The sequence below is a fragment of the Bacillus sp. ME78 genome (assembly GCF_903970865.1).
Classification (GTDB): Bacteria; Bacillota; Bacilli; order Bacillales; family Bacillaceae_G; genus Bacillus_A; species Bacillus_A cereus.
The window spans coordinates 129,113-149,816 of the sequence record NZ_CAJCKK010000006.1 but is presented as its reverse complement, the minus strand read 5'-3'; the positions used below and the strand labels follow the sequence as shown (position 1 = coordinate 149,816).

The window sequence follows — 20,704 nt, the reverse complement described above, 5'->3', positions numbered from 1 at the left end:
AACACAAGTTTTCCGTTTATACTTGAAACAAAACCGTACCATCTCATAAAAACATATGATATACTATAGAATAATTACAACATAAGAACGATTAAAAACAGATTCAACAGAAATGCTGCTATCCATTATGGATGGCAGCTTTCGTCGTTTTATAGGGGTTTCGATTTTGATTATTTTTCTCAATAAGAATTCGGAAGGAGCGAGTAGTAATGAACTCAGAAGTAAAAACGTTACACGCAAAAGAAACAATTTCTCATCCCTCTTTATGGGACACATTAAAAAAACATTATGAACTTGTATTTGCAGTGGCATCTGGTATTTTTATTTTAGCTGGCTGGCTATTCACAAGGAACGATGCAATAAATGTAGGTATTACTTGCTATATCCTTGCTTATATAGTTGGTGGATATGCAAAAGCAAAAGAAGGAATTGAAGATACGATTGAAGAAAAAGAGCTAAATGTTGAAATGCTAATGCTCTTTGCAGCTATTGGTGCTGCAATTATTGGCTACTGGGCAGAAGGGGCTATTTTAATCTTCATCTTTGCACTCAGCGGTGCTATGGAATCTTATACGTTAAGTAAGAGCCAAAAAGAAATTTCCGCTCTTCTTGACTTACAACCTGAAGAAGCATTACGTATTTCCACCGGAACTGAGGAACGTGTTCCTGTTGGAGAGTTACAAATTAACGACATTATTTTAATTAAACCCGGTGAACGTGTTCCTGCTGACGGTACGATTCATAACGGTGAAACAAATATCGATGAGGCAGCAATCACAGGAGAACCTATTCCAAATGAGAAAAGACATGGCGATGAAGTATTTGCCGGTACTGTAAATTTACGTGGTGCTATCGAAGTTAAAATTACGAAGCCGAGCGATCAAACATTATTCCAAAAGATTATCCGTCTCGTCCAAAGTGCACAAAGTGAAAAATCACCATCACAACTATTCATTGAAAAGTTTGAAGGAACATACGTAAAAGGTGTACTACTCGTTGTTGCGCTTATGATGTTCGTTCCTCATTTCTTACTTGACTGGAGCTGGAATGAAACGTTTTATCGCGCTATGATCTTACTTGTAGTCGCATCTCCTTGTGCGCTCGTAGCTGCCATTACACCAGCTACGTTATCAGCCATTTCTAACGGAGCGAGAAACGGTATTCTCTTTAAAGGCGGTATACATTTAGAACGCCTTGCTTCTGTGAAAGCAATCGCGTTTGATAAAACAGGAACATTAACAGAAGGTAAACCTACCGTAACAGATGTATATGTTCGAGAAAATATAACAGAAAAAGAAGTACTTTCTATTACAGCATCAATTGAAAGTCACTCTACACATCCTTTAGCTGAATCCATTGTTAAATATGCACAACATGCGTACGACATTACTTTAAAAAAACCAGAAAAGGTTGAAGATGTAACTGGTTTTGGTCTAAAAGGAATATTGGAAAACAACGCTTATAAAATAGGTAAAGCTGATTTTATCGGTGAAGAAACAAAGACATTTCATAATGGTATTTCTGCCTCACTTGAAAAAGAAGGTAAAACTGTCGTTTATATTAGTGATGAGGGAGGCATTCTTGGACTTATCGCTTTAAAAGATACGCTTCGCCAAGAAACAATAGCTGCTATTCGTGATTTACAAAGCATTGGTGTCGAAGCAATTATGATTACTGGAGATAATGAAGAAACGGCAAAAGCAATTGCCTCTGAAAGTAATATAAAGGAATATTACGCATCATGCTTACCAGAAACAAAAGTTGAAACGATTAAAAAGTTAAAAGAAAAATACGGTACAGTAGCAATGGTTGGAGACGGTATAAATGATGCACCTGCCCTAGCTACTGCTAGCATTGGTGTTGCAATGGGAGAAGGAACAGATGTAGCTTTAGAAACTGCAGATGTTGTACTGATGAAGAACGAACTATCTCGCCTTTCCCAAGCAATTCGTTTATCAAAACGAATGAACCGTATTGTGAAGCAAAACGTAATCTTTTCGCTAGCCGTTATTGCCATGCTAATTTGTTCAAACTTCTTGCAATTTTTAGCTCTTCCATTCGGTGTTATTGGCCATGAAGGAAGTACGATTCTTGTCATTTTGAATGGCTTACGATTACTAAAAGGAAGCAAATAAAACGGGTCCCTCATAGAGGACCCGTTTTTTTTTAGTGATAGCTATTATGACCGTTCGCACTGCTACTCGTTTTATGCTTTGGATGCGAACTGCTCTTTTGTTTATTATTACTTTTATTATTATGGTTCTTTTTATTATTACTCATGAAATATCCCCCCTGTTCCTTTTTATTATGGAACAAGAACTCATTATTCATTACGGGAATTATTGTCACCGGTTCTATAATGGTGGAGTAAACCATTAATTTCACCGCCAAGTAAAATTACCCATCCAGTTAAATAAAACCATAACATTAAAATAATGATACCACCGAGACCACCATATGTATTGGCGTAATTCGCAAACTTATCTACATAATAAGCAAATGAGTAAGACACCACAATCCATCCTACAGTAGCAAATAACGCCCCTGAAATAACTTCTCTTCTTTTTAACTTTCGATCTGGTGCAAATGTATATAAGAAACTAAACAAAGCAAATAGTACGAAGAAACTCGCTACTAATCGTGTAATGCTCCATACGAAAGAAAAACTATCTGATAAACCGAGTGCTTTAAACACTGCTGCTCCAATAACTTGTCCGAATACCGGAACAATTAACGCAAAGACAATCATAAAAATAATAGCTAATGTAAACACAATTGATAACGCTCTTGTTGTAATAAAAGAACGTGTTTCCTTTACGTCATAAGCGCGGTTAAAAGCATTCATAACCGCATTAACACCATTTGAGGCAAACCATAACATGGATAATAAACCAAATGATAATAAACCACCATTTTGCTGGTTTACAACTTTATCTACATTTACCTCAATTAAGTTCATTGCATCATCTGGTACATAAACCTCTAATAAACTAAGCACATCCTCTGTTTGAATGGGAATAAATCCAAGAAGCGTAATTAAGAAAACGAGCCCAGGAAAAATTGCAAGCAAGAAGAAATAAGCGAGCTGTGCTGCCAAGCCCGCTACATCATCGCGCATCGTCCGGTCATATAAATCTTTACCAAACGAATAAGTACGATTTCTTCTCACCTTTTCTAAAATTTTTCTCATATATGTTTAAACGCTTTTCTTCTCTTCTTTATCTTGCTTTAACTCAATGTACGCTTCAGTTTTTTTTTCCACTGCATTTGAGTCTTTTATAAATAATTCACGCGCTTCTTTCATACCACCATCTTCAGCAACTACTGGCTCTTCTTCTGCTTTCAGCTCATCTACCTTTGGAGATACAGCTTGAATTTCAATCGTTTCTGGCTTTTCTTCTGGCTCAACTTTTTTCTTACTAAAAATTTCTTTCGTTTCTTTTAACGTCTCTACAACAGATGGCGTTAATTTTTTAATTTCTGCTACTTTCGCTTTTACCACATTGAAATCAGCAAGTTCGCGTCCTTTATCTGTAACAGTTTGCACTTTTTCTTTGATCTTTGCATTTTCACCAATTTCAATCATCTTTGTTTTTGCTTTTTCTGCTGTATTTTTTACTTTTTCACGGTTTTCTTTCTTTAACATGGATACAGCTACACCTGCCGCTACACCAATCGCAATGTTTCGAGCAATATTATTTTTCTTTGCCATATTCCTTCACCCTTTCATTTCTTATGTTAGAAAGTATTTCTTTCTAAGCTTCCTCATATTCCTTGTTCATTTCGAATGAAAGCTAATAGCTTTGCACACCCTTCTGTTACAAGGTCATATACTTCTTGGAAATTCCCTGTATAGTAAGGGTCAGGAACGTCTGTCCAGCCACCGTCTGGAACAAAATCGGACAGCCTACCAATATAGCCTCCAGTTTTACCTAAACTTTTTAAATCTGCTATATTCTTGTTGTCCATGGCAATAATATAATCAAACTTTGTTAAGTCTTCTTTTTCTACTTGCCTTGCTTTAATTCCTTCAAAAGTGACTGCATTTTCTTTTAAAATTTTTTGTGTTCCTTTATGTGGCGGATGGCCAACATGCCAATCTCCAGTTCCTGCAGAATCAATGACAATTTTCTCTTCAAGTCCCTCTTTTACGACAAGATTTCGAAAAATCGCTTCTGCCATCGGAGAACGGCAAATGTTCCCAAGACAAACAAACAATACTTGAACCATGTTTTTGTTTCTTCCCTTCTTGGTGCATTTCTTCATATATACTTATAGTATAAACAACCAATTATGAAATATAAAGGAAATCCCTACTAATTTAATAGGATTGAAAAGATCCATTAACGAAAATGATAAAAAATGTTAAGATAGCCTTATGTTATTTTAAAGGGGGACACTTCGGTGGATTTATCCGTAAAGTCAGAAGAAAACGTTGAATACATGGTCGAAGCTATTAAAGAAAAATTACGTATGGTTAATGCTGGAGCGATGAGAGCTGCTAGTTTTAACGAAGAAATGTACGAAGATTTACGTGACATTTATGATCATGTTATGAAACGTGAAACATTCAGCATTAGTGAAATGCAAGCTATTACAGAAGAATTAGGTACATTAATTAAAAAGTAAAAAAGCCTCTCTTATATGAGGCTCTTTTTTATTTCCAACAAATTCATGACAACTCTTCTCTTTCCCTCAACCAACTGTAAAATATTGTACAATAGAAGTAGAACCTCACCTTAGATTTTTTCTCCATACATACTACTCACAAATAATAGCAACACTACCATTGCTAACTGTTTTTACTGGAGGTGCTTACTTATGAGCAATTGGTACAGTAAGACGAAAGATCAAACATTGATTGACCTAGAAACAAACGAACAACACGGTTTAACAGATGAGATTGTAAGTGAACGTTTAAAGCAATACGGTTCTAATGAATTAGCTACAAAACAAAAACGCACTTTATGGCAGCGTATTTTCGCCCAAATTAATGACGTCCTCGTATATGTCCTTATTATTGCTGCCCTTATTTCTGCCTTTGTAGGTGAATGGGCGGATGCCAGTATTATCGCGCTTGTTGTAGTTTTAAATGCTGTTATCGGTGTTGTCCAAGAATCGAAAGCAGAACAAGCTTTAGAGGCATTGAAAAAGATGGCAACACCTAAAGCTATCGTCAAGAGAAATGGTGAACTAAAAGAAATTCCATCTGAGCACGTCGTTCCAGGGGATATCGTTATGCTCGACGCCGGACGATATATCCCATGCGATTTACGCCTTATTGAAACCGCAAATTTAAAAGTTGAAGAATCTGCTCTAACTGGTGAATCTGTCCCTGTTGATAAAGATGCAATCTACCACCCTTCCATGCAAAGTGATGAGCAAGTACCACTCGGCGATCAAAAAAACATGGCATTTATGTCCACTCTTGTAACATACGGAAGAGGCGTCGGTGTTGCTGTTGAAACTGGAATGAACTCACAAATTGGTAAGATTGCTACCCTTTTACATGAAGCAGACGATGATATGACACCACTTCAAAAAAGCTTAGCACAAGTCGGAAAATATTTAGGCTTTGTCGCTGTAGCTATTTGTATCGTTATGTTCCTCATCGGTTTTTTACAAGGCCGGGATACGTTAGAAATGTTTATGACTGCTATTAGTTTAGCCGTTGCAGCTATTCCAGAAGGCTTGCCAGCTATCGTTTCCATCGTTCTTGCAATTGGTGTGCAACGTATGATTAAACAAAACGTTATCATTCGGAAACTACCAGCTGTTGAAGCCCTCGGTTCTGTCACAATTATTTGTTCAGATAAAACAGGTACGTTAACGCAAAATAAAATGACCGTTACTCACTTTTATAGTGATAACACATACGATCGCTTAGAAAGTTTAAATGTAAATAATGATGCGCAACGTCTATTGTTAGAAAATATGGTGCTATGTAATGATGCTTCTTACAATAACGAATCACAAACGGGAGACCCGACTGAAATTGCACTTCTCGTTGCTGGAACCACTTTTAACATGCAAAAAGATCATTTAGAAAAAATACATGAACGTGTTAACGAAGTACCTTTCGATTCAGATCGTAAAATGATGTCAACCGTACATACATACGATGAAAGCTACTATAGCATGACGAAAGGCGCTATTGATAAGCTCTTACCTCGATGTACCCATATTTTTAAAAACGGCAAAATCGAGATTTTAACTGATTCTGATAAAAATCAAATATTAGAAGCTGCCGGAGCAATGTCTCAAGAAGCTTTAAGAGTACTTTCATTCGCATTTAAACAATACAATTCAAACGATGTGGATATAAATCATCTTGAAGAAAATCTTATCTTTATTGGTCTTGTCGGTATGATTGATCCACCACGAACTGAAGTGAAAGGTTCAATTACAGAATGTAAAAAAGCCGGTATTCGCACAGTTATGATTACTGGTGACCATAAAGATACCGCCTTTGCAATTGCCAAAGAACTTGGCATTGCTGAAGAAATATCGGAAATTATGATTGGAACTGAATTAGATAACATTTCTGATACAGAACTAGCTAGCAAAATTAATCATTTAAATGTATTCGCTAGAGTCTCTCCAGAGCATAAAGTGAAAATTGTAAAGGCATTACGCGCGAAAGGAAATATCGTTTCTATGACTGGTGATGGCGTCAATGATGCACCATCTTTAAAGCAAGCCGATGTCGGCGTAGCGATGGGCATTACAGGAACAGACGTTGCAAAAGGGGCAGCGGATGTTGTGTTAACAGATGATAATTTTTCATCTATCGTGAAAGCTGTTGAAGAAGGTAGAAATATTTATCGCAACATAAAAAAATCAATTCTCTTCCTACTCTCTTGTAACTTCGGAGAAATTATCGCTTTATTTTTAGCAATTTTACTCGGCTGGGCAACACCACTACGACCTATTCATATTTTATGGGTGAATTTAATTACAGATACACTGCCTGCATTATCACTTGGGGTTGATCCTGAAGATCCAGATGTGATGAAGGAAAAACCACGACATGCAAAAGAAAGCTTATTTAGTGGTAGCGTTCCTTTCCTAATTTTCAATGGAGTTATCATTGGACTTTTAACGCTAATAGCTTTTATCGCCGGAGCAAAATTCTATACTGGAGATACAAATTTATTCCCTCTTTTCCCAGAGCGAATTGATGACGATGCTCTATTACACGCTCAAACGATGGCATTTGTCGTTCTTAGTTTTTCTCAGCTCGTTCATTCATTTAACTTGCGTTCAAGAACGAAATCAATTTTTTCAATTGGGATCTTTACAAATAAATATTTAGTTTTCTCCCTTCTTATCGGTGTTCTTATGCAAGTTTGTATCATCTCCATCCCACCCCTTGCAAATATATTCGGTGTACATGCATTAACGATGCGAGATTGGGGATTTGTTCTCTTATTAAGTATCATTCCACTTATTGTGAATGAGATTATTAAATTAGTGAAGAGAAACTAAAAGGCAATGAGGAATATTCCTCATTGCCTTTTCATTTATCCTTGTAATTCTTTTTTGATATTCTCCGTTAATGTAGCCATACGCTTGCGGCTTTCTTCACGCTCACGTTTATTTTGTTCTTCAATTTGTTGTGTTTCTTGCATACCTCTTGAAATAATGTTCCAAGTTTCCTCAAGCGTTTCCATCTTAATACTAGAAGAACCTGATAATCTCGCTACTTCTACACTTTGCGTTGCGATATTTTGTGCATTTTTCTTAAGTAATTCATTTGTACGGCGATCAAGTTCAGCCATAGAATCTGCAACAAGCTTTTGACGTTTCGCATTTACTGCTTGAATGATACCATTTTTAAAGATAGGAATCGTTGTAATAAATGCTGTATTGATTTTACCAATTAATTTATTATTACCACGTTGAATCATGCGAATTTGCGGCGCTGTAAGTAGCGCAACCATACGCGCTTTTTCTAAATCATCAATACGTTGCTCTAAAATTTCAACCGAGTTTTTAAGCGACTCTAATTCAATACCTGCTAATTGATCATTATTACGCACGCGCTCTTCATACATCGGAACTAATTCTGTATTTAAACGCTCTAATAGCATTTCTCCTGCTACTACGTACTTCTCTAAGTCTAAATAATATTTTAAGTTTTGCTCATACAAGCCATCTAACGTTCCAATTGATTTTTTCATCTCATCTTGGTACTTCGTAATTTCCACATAAACCTTATCAATTTCGCGGCCCATCGTTTGATATTTACTAAAGATTTGTTCTATCATTTTATCCGCTTTTTTGAACATGCGCGAGAAGAAACCACTTTTTTCTTCTGCAAAGTCTTTACTATCAAATCTGTCCATAATTTTACCAAGTTGCTTTAACAATTCACCAGAATCTTCTATCTTTGATAATGACATTGTATGTAAAATTTGATCAGCAAAACGTGAAATTTCCATAGAAGGTTCTTTTCCAAGTTCAATTAATTCCAGTTGATCTTTAATATCTACTGCGTTATAAATACGTTGCACATCTGCATCTTGTCTAAGTTGCAAGCGAACATCTTGTGCGGTTTGCTCATTCAATTCAGTTTTCGAATCTAGTACGACTGGGTTATTCATATAGTATTCTCCCTTTCCTTATAAAAATGGACGAAATAGTCCTTTTATTGTTTGTGATAAATTTTTATAGGCTGATGAACCATGAAACTCAAGATCGAAATTAACTTCTTCAAGCCAATGGGAATCAAATGCTCCCGCTTCAACATATGGTTCAATATCGTTTCTGCCCGTGGGATTGAAATGGAATACATCTACTCCAATTTGATTCAAAAATAGTAATAAAACAGCGTCAGAACGAGTTAATTCTCCGCTCTTCTCATTATTAAATATAACAATTTTCGGTACATCTTGTGAATAATCAAATTTCTCAAGCTGTTCTAAAATATTGGGTGGTATTTGAGAAAGTTGTGCGAAAACATATAGCGCTACATCTTGTTTCGTCTCTTTCGCAATTGGTTTGCACATTTCACTTTCGCACGTATGGATAATCGCCTCTGCAATCCCATGTTGTAAACCTTCCGGTAAACGCTTATGCGGCCACCAATGGCTATTCATAATTAGATCAGGATGTAATTTTCCAGCTCGGTCCAATGCATCTCGATAATGATATTGGAAGTTTGCTTTTTGCTCTTTCGTAAACGGGAATGTATTAATTAATAAACTGTTATCAAATGATGTAACAGCCTTTAATCGTTGAAAATATTCTTTATCATTCTTTGAAACGCCTGATATTTTCGCAAATAAAGAAGGAATATAAATATGTTTATTTTCAACAAAGAATGTTGGACGTACAAATGCCTTTTCTTTCGTAATTAAAAAGATTTCATCATATGTCGTTTTTAACGTACGTGCTACAGGTGTATACGAACGGAATTGCCACGGTTTATATAATAGTGAATTATCGTGGTGAAGTACTTGTTCAATTTCTTTCGAAGCTTGATACGCTACTGTTGCAACACGCTCGCGGCGGCGATCAGGGAATGGTTCAAGAGAAATGCGACCCGGATGGGACACAATAAAAGTTCTTCCCTCTTCATCAATATTTTCAAATCCATCTTTTCCTTCGGGGTGATAATAAAGCACATCACAACCGAGCATAATAAGAAAATATAAGAAATATATACGGCTTTCCTGTGCATCACCATACCAAACGATACGTGGCATCTGTTTCTTATAATTAATCGTAGAGAACCACTTCGCTACGTAATTTTCGCTTAGTTTAATTATGTCGATTAAGAAACGACGGAAGCCTTCTGTCTTTAACGACTGATTATGTTGTTTCTCATATAATTTCAATACTGCAATAAACGTCGTATGTATGTAATGCTGTAAATCAGGGTTGTCTACTTTCGGTAAAAGTTGTTTCCCAGATAAGTGTGCAACTAACCTATTTACTGTCAGACCATTTGGTGCTTCTTGATGTAATCCGAACACTTCTTGAATATGACGAAGCTTTTCTGAATCAATCACTTTGTTTAAATTTTGTTCGTGTAAAACTTCGATTCCTTTCGCTTCACTATAATCAAACAGTTCATTGAAATATTCATCTACATCATTAGGAACGCCTAGGATTCGACATGCTATATAACTAAATTTCATCTCATTCTCTGTCAGCTCATATTGTGGGCGTTTTTCTAAAAGCGCTTCAAATTGCTTTAAATCTGATTCATCTTTTAATGCATATGGTTGAAGTGTAAAACGTGAAAACACAACAGTTCACCTCCAAAAACATTTACGTTTTTTCTAAGTCCTTCTTCTATTATAAACTATTTTTGGTTATAAAAAATGGGCGCTCGCAAAACGAGCAAACCCATTTCAATTATTTATTGTCTTCTTTAGTAGCTGCTACTTCTTCTTTAGCTTGTCCAGAATTCTTCATGTAGTGAAGTATAAATGTTGCTCCAAATGCTACAACTAAAATAATGAAGAACACTGTATGGCTTATTTCAATATGAATAACAGACAATAACATTTTTGCTGCAATAATTAAAATTAAAATATATGCTGTCGTTTCAAGTTCTGGAATACGCTCTAACAATTTTAAGAATACACCAGCGATACCACGCATCATTAAAATACCTAGCATTCCGCCTAATAGTAAAATCCAAACTTCATTAGATACACCAAATGCAGCAAGTACGCTATCTACAGAGAATGCGATATCCATTAATTCAACCATCGCAACTGTTCCCCAGAAGACACCGAACATTCTGAAGAGAATACTATTTTGGTTCATACCATGAGATTCCTCTTCTTCTGCATTACCTTTTCTTTTATCAATGAAGTATTTAACTGAAAGCCACGCTAAGTAAAGTGCACCTAACACTTTTACCCATGCTAATTTAATTAAGAACATCCCGATTCCAATCGCAATAAAGCGGAACACATAAGCTCCAATAAGTCCATAGAATAATGCTTTTTTACGTTTTTCTTCCGGAAGGTGTTTTACCATTACCGCTAACACAAGTGCGTTATCAGCAGATAACAACCCTTCAAGTACAACAAGTGTACCTATTAATCCCCAAGATACTGGATCTTGCAACACTTTAATCCACATGTCCAAGTCGAAAAACTGAGCATACGTATCAAGGATTCCTTGCAAAATACTCATCTTACCTTTATCCCCTATTCTTTGCTAGATTTATAGAAAGGTCAAAAAAAGGAAACGAATATCGTTTCCTTTCTATGCATCCAAGCCATACGCTCTTACAAGCGCACCTAAACCACCTTGGAATCCACTTCCTACTGCATTAAACTTCCACTGTCCATTATGACGGTATAATTCACAAAAGACAACTGCTGTTTCGATGGAGAAATCTTCCCCTAAATCAAAACGAAGAACTTCTTCATTCGTCTCTTCATTCGCTAAACGAACAAACGCATTTCCAACTTGCCCAAAGTTTTGACTACGGCCTTCTGCATCATAAATCGTAACTGTAATAGCAATTTTATGAACATCTGCTGGAACCTTCTTCAAATCTACAACAAGTTGCTCATCGTCGCCTTCGCCTTCGCCTGTACGGTTATCTCCTGTATGTAAAACAGATCCACAAGGAGACTGTAAATTATTATAGAAAATAAAATCAGTTTCCTTCGTACATTTTCCGTTTGCATCTAATAAAAAGGCAGATGCATCTAAATCGAAATCTGATCCACCGTCATAAGATTTAATATCCCATCCAAGACCAATTACTGCTTTTGTTAAACCAGGGCTTGTCTTACCTAAATCGATTTTCTGTCCTTTTTGTAATTGAATAACCATCTATATTCACCTCTATATTTTTATCTTTAAAAATATATCCATCGGTATACACGCATTTCACCGATGGATATATAAATCAAATCTATTACTCTACATCTAAACCAAAATTATTACATAGAGACGCTAATCCACCTTGGAATCCACTTCCGATTGCATTGAATTTCCAGTCACCTGCATGACGATATAATTCACCTACTACTACGGCTGTTTCAATAGAGAAATCTTCTCCTAAATCGTAACGAATTAATTCTGCATTCTTTTCTTCATCTAAAATACGTACGAAAGAGTTAGAAACTTGTCCAAAGTTTTGGCTGCGTCCTTCTCCATCGTAAATCGTGATTGTGAAGCAAATACGTTCGATATGTGCAGGTACATTTTTCAAATCTACTTTAATCGATTCGTCATCGCCTTCACCTTCGCCAGTTCGGTTATCTCCTAAATGCTCTACAGCACCATTCGCACCTTTTGGGTTATTATAGAAGACGAAATCCTCTGCACCTGAAACTTTACCGTTAGCACCTACTAAGAAAATACTAACATCTAAATCGAAATCGTTTTGTCCATCATAACGATTCGTATCCCAACCAAGTCCTACAAGAACTTTTGAAAGACCTGGATTCGTTTTTGTTAAGTCTACCTTTTGTCCTTTTTTCAATGAAATTGATGCCATATACAATTCCTCCTCGGTTATTTTATTGATAACGTGATACAATCTCACTTAAGTTTTTATCTTGTGTTCCTTCTCCAACTGCTGAAAACTTCCATTCACTTCCGTGACGATACATTTCACCTGCAATTAGAGTCGTTTTGCCAGCATAATTATCCGATAAATTATAGCGTGCTAATTCTTCACCAGTTTGCGGGTTTTGAATACGAATATATGCATTACGAATCATCCCGAAATCTTGACGACGATTTACACAGTCATAAATATTTACAACGAATACTAAACGATTAATACGGCTCGGAACTTTATGTAATTCTACGAAAATTGTTTCGTCATCACCAGCGCCTTCGCCTGTTAAATTATCTCCTGAATGAATAATACTACCACAAGTAGAAAGTTTATTTCCGAAGTAAACTAAATCATTTTTGTTTAAAAAACGATCTCCTTCTAACATAACAACAGATGCATCACAATCTACATTTGGTTTACTTCCAAATAATGAAGACAGAAATCCACCTGATTGCCCAATTGGATCCCAGCCTAAGCCAACCTGTAGTTTTGCTACTTTTGGTTGTCCTTTCGTTAAATCGATCTTTTGACCTTTTTCTAAAATAATAGGCATGAAGTTTCTCCCTTTCTACAAAGCATTTTCCAAATCGGAAAATATTGTATTCTTCTCTTATATTGTAGCATTATTTACCTAGCGATAAAAAGGATAAATTCTCAGTTATATGAAAACATTCATATAATTTACTTATGATGATGTAAGAAGTGGTAAATAGCACCAATCATTCCTGCACAATTACCGTTTTGTGCAAGTTCAATCTCACAATTATTATAAATCTCTTGATTTAAGTATTTACTGACCTCCTCTTTTACTTCTTTTAAAAACTCATTTCCTCTATCGGTAATTCCTCCACCAATAATAATCGTTTCTGGATTAAAAATATAAGCAAGATTACTAATTCCAATCGCCAAATGTTTAAAGAAGATCCCAACTGCTTGAGCAACTTCCCGATCTCCTTTATCATACAACTCGAAAATTCTTTTCCCATTCCACTCGCCTTTGCCTTTATATTTTCTTACAAGCCGAATTAATCCTGAAATCGAAGCAACCTCTTCAAACGTTTTTCCTTCTATTAACATATTCCCCCATTCACCAGCACTAAATGAATGTCCTCGGTACAATTCTCCACCTATAAAAATTGCTCCCCCAATTCCTGTTCCAAGGGTGAGCATAATAAAGTTCTCTTTCTCTCTTCCACTACCATTCCACTTTTCTCCAAACGCTGCACAATTCACATCATTGTCAATCGATACTGGAACTTTTAATATCTCTTGCAATCTATCAATAATAGGAATAGTATTATATCCCGGAATATGATCCGCACCTCCCGTCACAATTCCTTTATTAATATCAACAATTCCCGTAGTGCTAATACCAATTCCTGCAATAGTATGTTCATTCATTATTTTTTTGGATACATATATAAGTTTTTGAATAATTTGTTCTCCGCCTAAATGAATTTCTGTTGCAACTGTTTTACGCTTTAATACTCTCCCTATTTCTGAAACAATGCCATACTTAATTTGCGTACCGCCAATATCAAACGCTATGTACTCTTTCATCTACTGCCACTTCCTCTACCGTTATGAATGTAAATTCTCCGCCTCTACTATTTGTAGGAAATCTACATTAACTCTTTTCTGCTTTGACAAATACACCACCTTTTTCTATATATAGTTTTTTTTGCATAAAACTCTTTTTCCTAAGAAATATTACAAAGGGATGTATTTTAGATGGAATATTAATTTCTTAGGAGGAAAACCATGACGAAAATCTTCATTTTAGCATCAACACTCTCTTTATCTTTTTTTAGCGGTTTAAATATCGGTAATGCTGCAACTGAAAACTTCCATCCATTAACAAACGCTGTTGTACAAAATAGCGATCATTTTGCAGAAGGAAATTTAAAGGATAATAATAAACCTCCAGGAAATAACGGTTCTCAGGACGATAGTGGTTCTGGCGGCAATGGTTCCGGCGGTAACGGTTCCGGCGGTAACGGTTCTGGTGGCAGTGGCTCTGACGGCAGTGGTTCCGGTGGCAATGGTTCTGGTGGTAACGGTTCTGGTGGTAGCGGTTCTGGTGGTAGCGGCTCTGACGGCAGTGGTTCCGGTGGCAACGGTTCTGGTGGTAGCGGCTCTGACGGCAGTGGTTCTGGTGACAACGGTTCTGGTGGCAATGGTTCCGGTGGCAATGGTTCCGGTGGCAATGGTTCTGGCGGTAACGGTTCTGGTGGTAACGGTTCTGGTGGCAGTGGCTCTGGCGGCAATGGTTCCGGCAGTAACGGTTCTGGTGGCAATGGCTCTGATGGCAATGGCTCTGGTGGCAATGGTTCTGGTGGCAACGGCTCTGGCGGCAGTGGCTCTGGTGACAACGGTTCCGGCGGTAACGGTTCCGGTGGTAACGGTTCCGGTGGTAACGGTTCCGGTGGTAACGGTTCCGGTGGTAACGGTTCCGGTGGTAACGGTTCTGGTGGCAATGGTTCTGGCGGTAACGGTTCTGGTGGCAGTGGCTCTCACGGCGGTAATGGCTCTCAAGGTGGCAATCGTGTTAAAGGTGATAGCAGTTCTCAAGGGGGTAATGGCTCTCAAGGTGGCAATCGTGTTAAAGGCGATAGCAATTCTCAGAAGGGCAACGGTTCTCAAGGTGGTAATGTAAAAGATAATACAAAAAAACAAGGTGATAAATTACCTAATACTGCAACGCATTACCCTATATCTATTTTAATGGGTCTTTCAACATTCCTCATTGGTATGTTACTGTTTATTCGTCGTAAAAACGTAAAATAAGAACAACATCCTTCCATCTAAAAAGTACATGAAATAATGTATAAAACTAAAAAGGGCTTTGGATTGCATTTTATTATGCAGCCCAAAGTCCTTTTTATCACCTATCAAAAGAGTATTAATACGCTTTTCCCCAATACACCATTTGTTTAGCTTCTTTACCACAACAAATACATTCTTCAGCTAAATGCTCTTGCTCAAAAGGCATACAACGTGAAGATACTCCCACTTCTTCTTTTAGTTTCTCTTCACAAGCCAATTCCCCGCACCACATTGCTTTAATAAAGCCTTGCTTTTCGTCAGCTACTTTTTTCATCTCTTCGAAATTTGTCACAGCATACGTATTCTCATCGCGAAATGCTTTTGCTTTATTAAATAAAGAACTATGAATTTCTTCAAGTAATGCTGGAATACGTTCTTCTAATTGATCCATTGGTACAAATTCTTTTTCCTTCGTATCTCTTCTTACAAGTACAACTTGATTCTTTTCAATATCTTTAGGACCAACTTCTAATCGAATTGGTATACCCTTCATTTCATACTCATTAAATTTCCAACCAGGCGTTTTATTACTAGCATCTATTTTTACTCGTGCAACCTTTTGAATATGTCCTTGTAACTCTGTTGCTTTTGCTAAAACTCCTTCTTTATGCTGAGCAATTGGTACAATAACAACTTGCACTGGAGCGACTTTTGGTGGCATTACAAGTCCATTATTATCGCTATGAACCATTATTAGCCCGCCTATCATTCTTGTTGATACACCCCAAGATGTTTGGTGCACATATTGCCATTTACCATTACGATCTAAAAACTTAATATCAAATGCTTCTGAGAAATTCGTCCCAAAGTTATGAGAGGTTCCTGTTTGAAGCGCTTTTCCATCATGCATTAAACTTTCAATTGTATAAGTTGCCTTTGCTCCAGCAAACTTCTCTTTTTCTGTTTTTTGTCCTTTAATAACTGGTATCGCTAAATAATCCTCACAGAAAGAAGCATATAAGTTTAAAATATTTAATGTTTCAGCCTGCGATTCTTCTGCCGTTTCATGGATTGTATGACCCTCTTGCCATAAAAATTCAGTCGTACGAAGGAATGGTCTAGTTGTCTTCTCCCAACGAACTACTGAACACCACTGATTATATAACTTTGGCAAATCATTATAGGATTGCACAATTTTTGAAAAGTGCTCACAGAATAAAGTTTCAGATGTAGGACGTACACAAAGTCTTTCCGCTAACTTTTCATCCCCGCCATGTGTAACCCATGCTACTTCAGGAGCAAATCCTTCAACATGATCCTTCTCTTTTTGCAATAAACTCTCTGGGATAAACATTGGCATATATACATTTTCATGGCCAGTTTCTTTTAACTTCTCATCCATCACCTTCTGCATATTCTCCCATAAGGCATAACCATACGGACGTAAAATCATGCACCCTTTTACACTTGAATAATCAACAAGTTCGGCTTTTTTTACAATATCGGTATACCACTGCGCAAAGTCCTCTTCCATCTTCGTAATGGCTTGCACTTGTTCTTTTGCCATAGTCAGTCTTCCTCCTTCTAGAAAATACAAAAAAGCCCGCGTCCCTAAATAGGGACCGAGCTTTGCCGGCGTTACCACCCTGATTCATGCACAAAAATTGCGCATGCTCTCTTTTTGATAACGGGAAATTCCCGCTGCATATGCAGAACTCAAAGGCAGGTTCCATATTGCCTTTTTAAGAATCTTTCAGCCTGGCGGATTCTCTCTCTGCTAAAAAGGTTGAATATGTACTAGTCCTTTTTCATCGTTATAACGAAATAAATTTGTTGATTATCATAATACAAATTCTTTTTTAAAACAATAGCTAATTTTCTTATTATTATATATTCTTTTCATTTTTTACAGTTTTATACGTAGCTTTTTCGAGAGATTTTTACAAGTTGATGTGCAATCATACCAATAAGTGTACCTAGTAGAACGAAGAAACCAATAAATCCATATCCCATTCCTTCCCACCCACCAATAACCATCATGGTAACAGGAAATGATGCTAAGCAAAGAAGTATTACAATCAGTGCAAATATAATATCAAACTGTTTGTCTGGAAAACGTTTCTTTAGTAAATATGAAATAGCAAATACAAGGAGAATTGTGATGCCACCAATGATGTAAAATATACCGAATCCATCTAACCAGTCCATACTATTCCCTCCGTCCATAGATTCCCTTATACTTATAATATGTTTAATTTTTCTGAAAATAAACAATAAATTTTATTCAGAAACATATTTTTATTACTAGGTATTAATAGTAATATATAAGAATAGGTTTTATATAATTAGGAGGATTACTTTATGGATAAAGCATTAACGAATCGTGTCATTATTTTATCATTCGACTGTTTATCAGCTTTAGATTTTCCTATACTACAAAAACTACCTCATTTCCAATCTCTAATAAAAAAGGGCACGGTTGTCGAAAAAGTAGAACCAATTTATCCTTCTGTAACATATCCAAGCCACTCAACAATCGTAACCGGTAATTACCCTAACAAGCACGGTGTTGTTAGTAATACGTTACTTCAACCAGGACGTGAATCACCTGATTGGCATTGGTACCGAAAATCGATAAAAGGAACAACATTGTATGATGAAGCGCGTAAAGCAAATTTAACGACAGCTGCCCTTCTATGGCCTGTTACTGGGAGAGCAAACATTGATTACAATTTACCAGAAATTTTCCCCAATAGACCTTGGCAAAATCAAGTGTTAGTTTCCTTATTTAGCGGTAGCCCACTATACCAATTAGATTTAAATCTTCGTTTCGGCCATATAAGGAATGGTTTATCACAACCAGAGCTGGATGATTTCGTCCTCGCCTCTGCTGTACACACCATTCAGACGAAAAAGCCTAATGTTATGTTCGTACATTTCACTGATTTAGACACGCAAAGACATTATCATGGCTTTGAATCTAACGAAACAATAGCTGCAATTCATAGACATGATGAGCGGCTCGGGAAAATTATTCAAACTTTAAAAGACAGTGACCTATACGAAGAGAGTACAATTATCGCTCTTGGTGACCATAGCGCTTTAAGTGAAAACAAAGCGATTCAATTAAATGTGCTATTCCAACAAAAAGGCCTCGTATCTATAAATAAAAAAGGGCTATTAGTAGATTGGAAGGCCTATTGTCAAAGTTGCGACGGGTCTGCCTATGTATATGTGAAAGACAAAAATGATACGGATACAATTCGAGAAGTACAACTACTCCTTGAAGAACTGCTGCAAAATAAACAGAATGGAATTGAATTTATACTTCATGATGAAGCTGCGAAAGACTGCGGTGCAGATGGTAATTGTTTATTTATGTTAGAAGCGCAAGAGGGGTATTATTTCACTGAAAACTATACAGGAGATTTTATAAAAGACATTACTGAAAAAGATGTTACGCCTAGTAAAAAATATACATTTGGTACGCATGGATACTCTCCAACAAAACCTAACTATGAAACAATTTTTATCGCTGCTGGAAAAGGAATAAAAACCGGCGTTACCGTCCCGTATATGAGACTTATTGATGAAGGTCCAACTATCGCTAGACTACTCGGTTTACACTTAGGCGAAACAGACGGATCAATTGTAGAGGATTTACTCCAATTGTAAAGAACTGTGTATATATGTAAAAGTTCTGTAAAAATCATCACTGTTTCTCTTTTTATAATTTTTATTTTTGTACACTGTTAGTAGAACAAATTTAAGGGGGAACACTATATGAAAAAAATGTCCAGACAAGAAAAAAGCTGGATATTATACGATTGGGCGAACTCGGTATATTCGCTCGTCATTACAACTGCATTATTTCCAATTTACTTTAAAGCAGCTGCAAAAGAAGCCGGGCTATCTGGTGCAACTTCAACAGCATATTGGGGATATGCAAACTCGTTCGCTACACTTTTAATTTCTATACTTGCTCCTATTCTCGGCACAGTTGCTGATTATAAAGGATTTAAAAAACGATTTTTCACATTCTTCTTTGGACTTGGTATCGTATTTACAAGTATGTTAGCAGTCGTTCCAACATCTCAGTGGTACTTATTATTAGGATGCTATATGCTCGCCTTAGTTGGTTTTGCTGGAGCCAACATTTTCTATGATGCATTTTTAGTAGATGTCACTTCTGAAGATAGAATGGATCGAATTTCTACAAGAGGTTTCGCTTTAGGCTATATTGGGAGTACTATTCCTTTTATCGGTTGTATCGCTCTTATTATTCTTGCTCAAAAAGGAACTATCCCTTTATCAGTTGGCATTGCTAGTCAAATTTCATTTGCGATAACTGCTCTTTGGTGGGGGTTATTTACAATTCCAATGCTTAAAAACGTAGAGCAAACACACTATATTGAGCGTCATCCAAGACCTATTAAAATGAGCTTCAAACGTCTTGCTGATACTTTTAAAAATATTAAAGAATATAAAACTGTATTTATGTTTCTAATTGCTTACTTTTTCTATATTGACGGAGTCGATACAATTATTACTATGTCTACAGCTTACGGAACCGACCTCGGTATCAGTGCAACGAATCTATTAATCATATTATTTGTAACACAAATTGTCGCTTGTCCATTTGCGTTACTATACGGAAAACTATCTGAAACATTTACTGGTAAAAAAATGTTATATGTCGGTATCATTATTTATATCATTATTTGCACATATGCTTATTTCTTAAAAACGACACTTGATTTTTGGATTTTAGCAATGTTAGTTGCTACATCTCAAGGTGGTATTCAAGCACTAAGTCGTTCATACTTTGCAAAACTAGTACCAAAAGAATCTGCTAATGAATTCTTCGGATTTTATAATATCTTTGGTAAGTTCGCCGCAATTATGGGCCCGGTATTAGTCGGTGTTACAACGCAATTAACAGGAAAAACAAACGCTGGTGTTCTTAGTATTATTGTATTGTTTATTATCGGTGGATTCTTACTCACTAGAGTTCCAGAAAATAATACATCCGTTACACCACCTAGTCCAAAGACTAAAACGCTATAAGAAAAGATCCTCTTCTCATAAGAAGAGGATCTTTTTTATTTTTAACGGTGCGCCTTATAATGAACGACCCTACTGCTTGTACAAAAATAATTTATCAACAGTTGTTCCTAATACTTCAGCTAAACGGAATGCTAACGCTAAGCTTGGATCATATTTATTATTCTCAATTGCATTTATCGTTTGTCTAGAAACCTTGCATTTATCAGCTAATGCGCCTTGTGAAATATTATTTTCAGTGCGTAATTCATAGATTTGATTTTTCACACCATTGCTCCTAACCTGTAAAATCGTTTTTACAACATCAGTATATAATTGGCTCATATAGTT

Annotated in this window: 19 protein-coding genes and 1 other annotated feature; of the genes, 6 read left to right on the top strand and 13 right to left on the bottom strand. The window is 36.4% G+C overall.

Features of this window, described 5'->3' with window-relative positions:
- Window positions 1-209: 209 nt before the first annotated feature.
- Window positions 210-2,135 carry a heavy metal translocating P-type ATPase gene (locus tag H6481_RS10235; protein ID WP_182811626.1) on the top strand — a complete coding sequence of 642 codons (1,926 nt, stop codon included), beginning with the start codon at window positions 210-212 and terminating at the stop codon, window positions 2,133-2,135.
- A 188-nt stretch (window positions 2,136-2,323) separates the two neighbouring features.
- On the opposite strand, the gene H6481_RS10230 is transcribed toward H6481_RS10235, so the two are convergent.
- Genes H6481_RS10230 through H6481_RS10220 form a run of 3 tightly spaced genes read right to left on the bottom strand, consistent with a single transcriptional unit; the run spans window position 2,324 to window position 4,230 of the window.
- A complete protein-coding gene (locus H6481_RS10230) occupies window positions 2,324-3,190 on the bottom strand; it encodes a YihY/virulence factor BrkB family protein (protein WP_001226536.1) in 867 nt (288 codons plus the stop codon).
- Window positions 3,191-3,196: 6 nt separating this feature from the next.
- The gene (locus H6481_RS10225) at window positions 3,197-3,712 is read right to left on the bottom strand and encodes a DUF4075 domain-containing protein (RefSeq protein WP_001085387.1); all 516 of its coding nucleotides are present in this window, start codon (window positions 3,710-3,712) and stop codon (window positions 3,197-3,199) included.
- Between the two features lie 53 nt (window positions 3,713-3,765).
- Window positions 3,766-4,230 carry a low molecular weight protein-tyrosine-phosphatase gene (locus H6481_RS10220; RefSeq protein ID WP_000250916.1) on the bottom strand — a complete coding sequence of 155 codons (465 nt, stop codon included), beginning with the start codon at window positions 4,228-4,230 and terminating at the stop codon, window positions 3,766-3,768.
- 174 nt (window positions 4,231-4,404) lie between these two features.
- Between H6481_RS10220 and H6481_RS10215 the strand changes: the two genes are divergently transcribed.
- Window positions 4,405-4,629 (top strand): DUF1128 domain-containing protein, encoded by a 225-nt coding sequence (locus H6481_RS10215; protein WP_000366196.1) that lies wholly within the window; start codon window positions 4,405-4,407, stop codon window positions 4,627-4,629.
- A gap of 192 nt (window positions 4,630-4,821) precedes the next feature.
- Window positions 4,822-7,488 carry a cation-translocating P-type ATPase gene (locus tag H6481_RS10210; protein ID WP_182811624.1) on the top strand — a complete coding sequence of 889 codons (2,667 nt, stop codon included), beginning with the start codon at window positions 4,822-4,824 and terminating at the stop codon, window positions 7,486-7,488.
- A 35-nt stretch (window positions 7,489-7,523) separates the two neighbouring features.
- On the opposite strand, the gene H6481_RS10205 is transcribed toward H6481_RS10210, so the two are convergent.
- The 7 genes from H6481_RS10205 to H6481_RS10175 all read right to left on the bottom strand — a co-directional run bounded on the left by H6481_RS10205 (window position 7,524) and on the right by H6481_RS10175 (window position 14,104).
- A complete protein-coding gene (locus H6481_RS10205) occupies window positions 7,524-8,606 on the bottom strand; it encodes a toxic anion resistance protein (RefSeq protein ID WP_001064413.1) in 1,083 nt (360 codons plus the stop codon).
- An 18-nt stretch (window positions 8,607-8,624) separates the two neighbouring features.
- The gene (locus tag H6481_RS10200; protein ID WP_182811622.1) at window positions 8,625-10,256 is read right to left on the bottom strand and encodes a YceG family protein; all 1,632 of its coding nucleotides are present in this window, start codon (window positions 10,254-10,256) and stop codon (window positions 8,625-8,627) included.
- A gap of 109 nt (window positions 10,257-10,365) precedes the next feature.
- Complete coding sequence (locus H6481_RS10195) at window positions 10,366-11,157, bottom strand: TerC family protein (protein WP_023520991.1); 792 nt, start codon at window positions 11,155-11,157, stop codon at window positions 10,366-10,368.
- A gap of 72 nt (window positions 11,158-11,229) precedes the next feature.
- Window positions 11,230-11,808: a TerD family protein gene (locus tag H6481_RS10190; protein ID WP_000236649.1), complete on the bottom strand. Its 579-nt coding sequence runs from the start codon at window positions 11,806-11,808 to the stop codon at window positions 11,230-11,232.
- 85 nt (window positions 11,809-11,893) lie between these two features.
- The gene (locus tag H6481_RS10185; protein ID WP_000146729.1) at window positions 11,894-12,478 is read right to left on the bottom strand and encodes a TerD family protein; all 585 of its coding nucleotides are present in this window, start codon (window positions 12,476-12,478) and stop codon (window positions 11,894-11,896) included.
- Between the two features lie 22 nt (window positions 12,479-12,500).
- Window positions 12,501-13,097 carry a TerD family protein gene (locus H6481_RS10180; protein WP_001121586.1) on the bottom strand — a complete coding sequence of 199 codons (597 nt, stop codon included), beginning with the start codon at window positions 13,095-13,097 and terminating at the stop codon, window positions 12,501-12,503.
- 128 nt (window positions 13,098-13,225) lie between these two features.
- A complete protein-coding gene (locus H6481_RS10175; protein WP_000666109.1) occupies window positions 13,226-14,104 on the bottom strand; it encodes an ROK family protein in 879 nt (292 codons plus the stop codon).
- 201 nt (window positions 14,105-14,305) lie between these two features.
- On the opposite strand from H6481_RS10175, the gene H6481_RS10170 reads away from it, so the two are divergent.
- A complete protein-coding gene (locus H6481_RS10170; RefSeq protein WP_182811619.1) occupies window positions 14,306-15,331 on the top strand; it encodes an LPXTG cell wall anchor domain-containing protein in 1,026 nt (341 codons plus the stop codon).
- Between the two features lie 115 nt (window positions 15,332-15,446).
- On the opposite strand, the gene proS is transcribed toward H6481_RS10170, so the two are convergent.
- The gene (gene proS / locus H6481_RS10165; RefSeq protein ID WP_001040983.1) at window positions 15,447-16,877 is read right to left on the bottom strand and encodes a proline--tRNA ligase; all 1,431 of its coding nucleotides are present in this window, start codon (window positions 16,875-16,877) and stop codon (window positions 15,447-15,449) included.
- Window positions 16,878-16,924: 47 nt separating this feature from the next.
- Window positions 16,925-17,131: a binding site (T-box leader), on the bottom strand.
- A gap of 93 nt (window positions 17,132-17,224) precedes the next feature.
- Entirely contained in the window at window positions 17,225-17,518 is a 294-nt protein-coding gene (locus tag H6481_RS10160; RefSeq protein WP_000383860.1) for a YesK-like family protein, read from the bottom strand.
- Between the two features lie 153 nt (window positions 17,519-17,671).
- On the opposite strand from H6481_RS10160, the gene H6481_RS10155 reads away from it, so the two are divergent.
- Both H6481_RS10155 and H6481_RS10150 read left to right on the top strand, forming a co-directional pair.
- A complete protein-coding gene (locus tag H6481_RS10155) occupies window positions 17,672-18,985 on the top strand; it encodes an ectonucleotide pyrophosphatase/phosphodiesterase (RefSeq protein ID WP_053565342.1) in 1,314 nt (437 codons plus the stop codon).
- Between the two features lie 108 nt (window positions 18,986-19,093).
- Entirely contained in the window at window positions 19,094-20,377 is a 1,284-nt protein-coding gene (locus tag H6481_RS10150; RefSeq protein WP_000738820.1) for an MFS transporter, read from the top strand.
- Window positions 20,378-20,446: 69 nt separating this feature from the next.
- On the opposite strand, the gene H6481_RS10145 is transcribed toward H6481_RS10150, so the two are convergent.
- A complete protein-coding gene (locus tag H6481_RS10145) occupies window positions 20,447-20,698 on the bottom strand; it encodes a helix-turn-helix transcriptional regulator (protein WP_002023181.1) in 252 nt (83 codons plus the stop codon).
- Window positions 20,699-20,704: the final 6 nt, after the last annotated feature.

What these genes read in the sequence shown, in the direction of transcription:
- H6481_RS10150 (WP_000738820.1), top strand. Translation starts at nt 19,094, where the DNA reads ATGAAAAAAATGTCCAGACAAGAAAAAAGCTGGATATTATACGATTGG.
- H6481_RS10190 (WP_000236649.1), bottom strand. Translation starts at nt 11,808, where the DNA reads ATGGTTATTCAATTACAAAAAGGACAGAAAATCGATTTAGGTAAGACA.
- H6481_RS10225 (WP_001085387.1), bottom strand. Translation starts at nt 3,712, where the DNA reads ATGGCAAAGAAAAATAATATTGCTCGAAACATTGCGATTGGTGTAGCG.
- H6481_RS10230 (WP_001226536.1), bottom strand. Translation starts at nt 3,190, where the DNA reads ATGAGAAAAATTTTAGAAAAGGTGAGAAGAAATCGTACTTATTCGTTT.
- H6481_RS10170 (WP_182811619.1), top strand. Translation starts at nt 14,306, where the DNA reads ATGACGAAAATCTTCATTTTAGCATCAACACTCTCTTTATCTTTTTTT.
- H6481_RS10195 (WP_023520991.1), bottom strand. Translation starts at nt 11,157, where the DNA reads ATGAGTATTTTGCAAGGAATCCTTGATACGTATGCTCAGTTTTTCGAC.
- H6481_RS10155 (WP_053565342.1), top strand. Translation starts at nt 17,672, where the DNA reads ATGGATAAAGCATTAACGAATCGTGTCATTATTTTATCATTCGACTGT.
- H6481_RS10145 (WP_002023181.1), bottom strand. Translation starts at nt 20,698, where the DNA reads ATGAGCCAATTATATACTGATGTTGTAAAAACGATTTTACAGGTTAGG.
- proS (WP_001040983.1), bottom strand. Translation starts at nt 16,877, where the DNA reads ATGGCAAAAGAACAAGTGCAAGCCATTACGAAGATGGAAGAGGACTTT.
- H6481_RS10235 (WP_182811626.1), top strand. Translation starts at nt 210, where the DNA reads ATGAACTCAGAAGTAAAAACGTTACACGCAAAAGAAACAATTTCTCAT.
- H6481_RS10180 (WP_001121586.1), bottom strand. Translation starts at nt 13,097, where the DNA reads ATGCCTATTATTTTAGAAAAAGGTCAAAAGATCGATTTAACGAAAGGA.
- H6481_RS10185 (WP_000146729.1), bottom strand. Translation starts at nt 12,478, where the DNA reads ATGGCATCAATTTCATTGAAAAAAGGACAAAAGGTAGACTTAACAAAA.
- H6481_RS10205 (WP_001064413.1), bottom strand. Translation starts at nt 8,606, where the DNA reads ATGAATAACCCAGTCGTACTAGATTCGAAAACTGAATTGAATGAGCAA.
- H6481_RS10160 (WP_000383860.1), bottom strand. Translation starts at nt 17,518, where the DNA reads ATGGACTGGTTAGATGGATTCGGTATATTTTACATCATTGGTGGCATC.
- H6481_RS10210 (WP_182811624.1), top strand. Translation starts at nt 4,822, where the DNA reads ATGAGCAATTGGTACAGTAAGACGAAAGATCAAACATTGATTGACCTA.
- H6481_RS10175 (WP_000666109.1), bottom strand. Translation starts at nt 14,104, where the DNA reads ATGAAAGAGTACATAGCGTTTGATATTGGCGGTACGCAAATTAAGTAT.
- H6481_RS10220 (WP_000250916.1), bottom strand. Translation starts at nt 4,230, where the DNA reads ATGGTTCAAGTATTGTTTGTTTGTCTTGGGAACATTTGCCGTTCTCCG.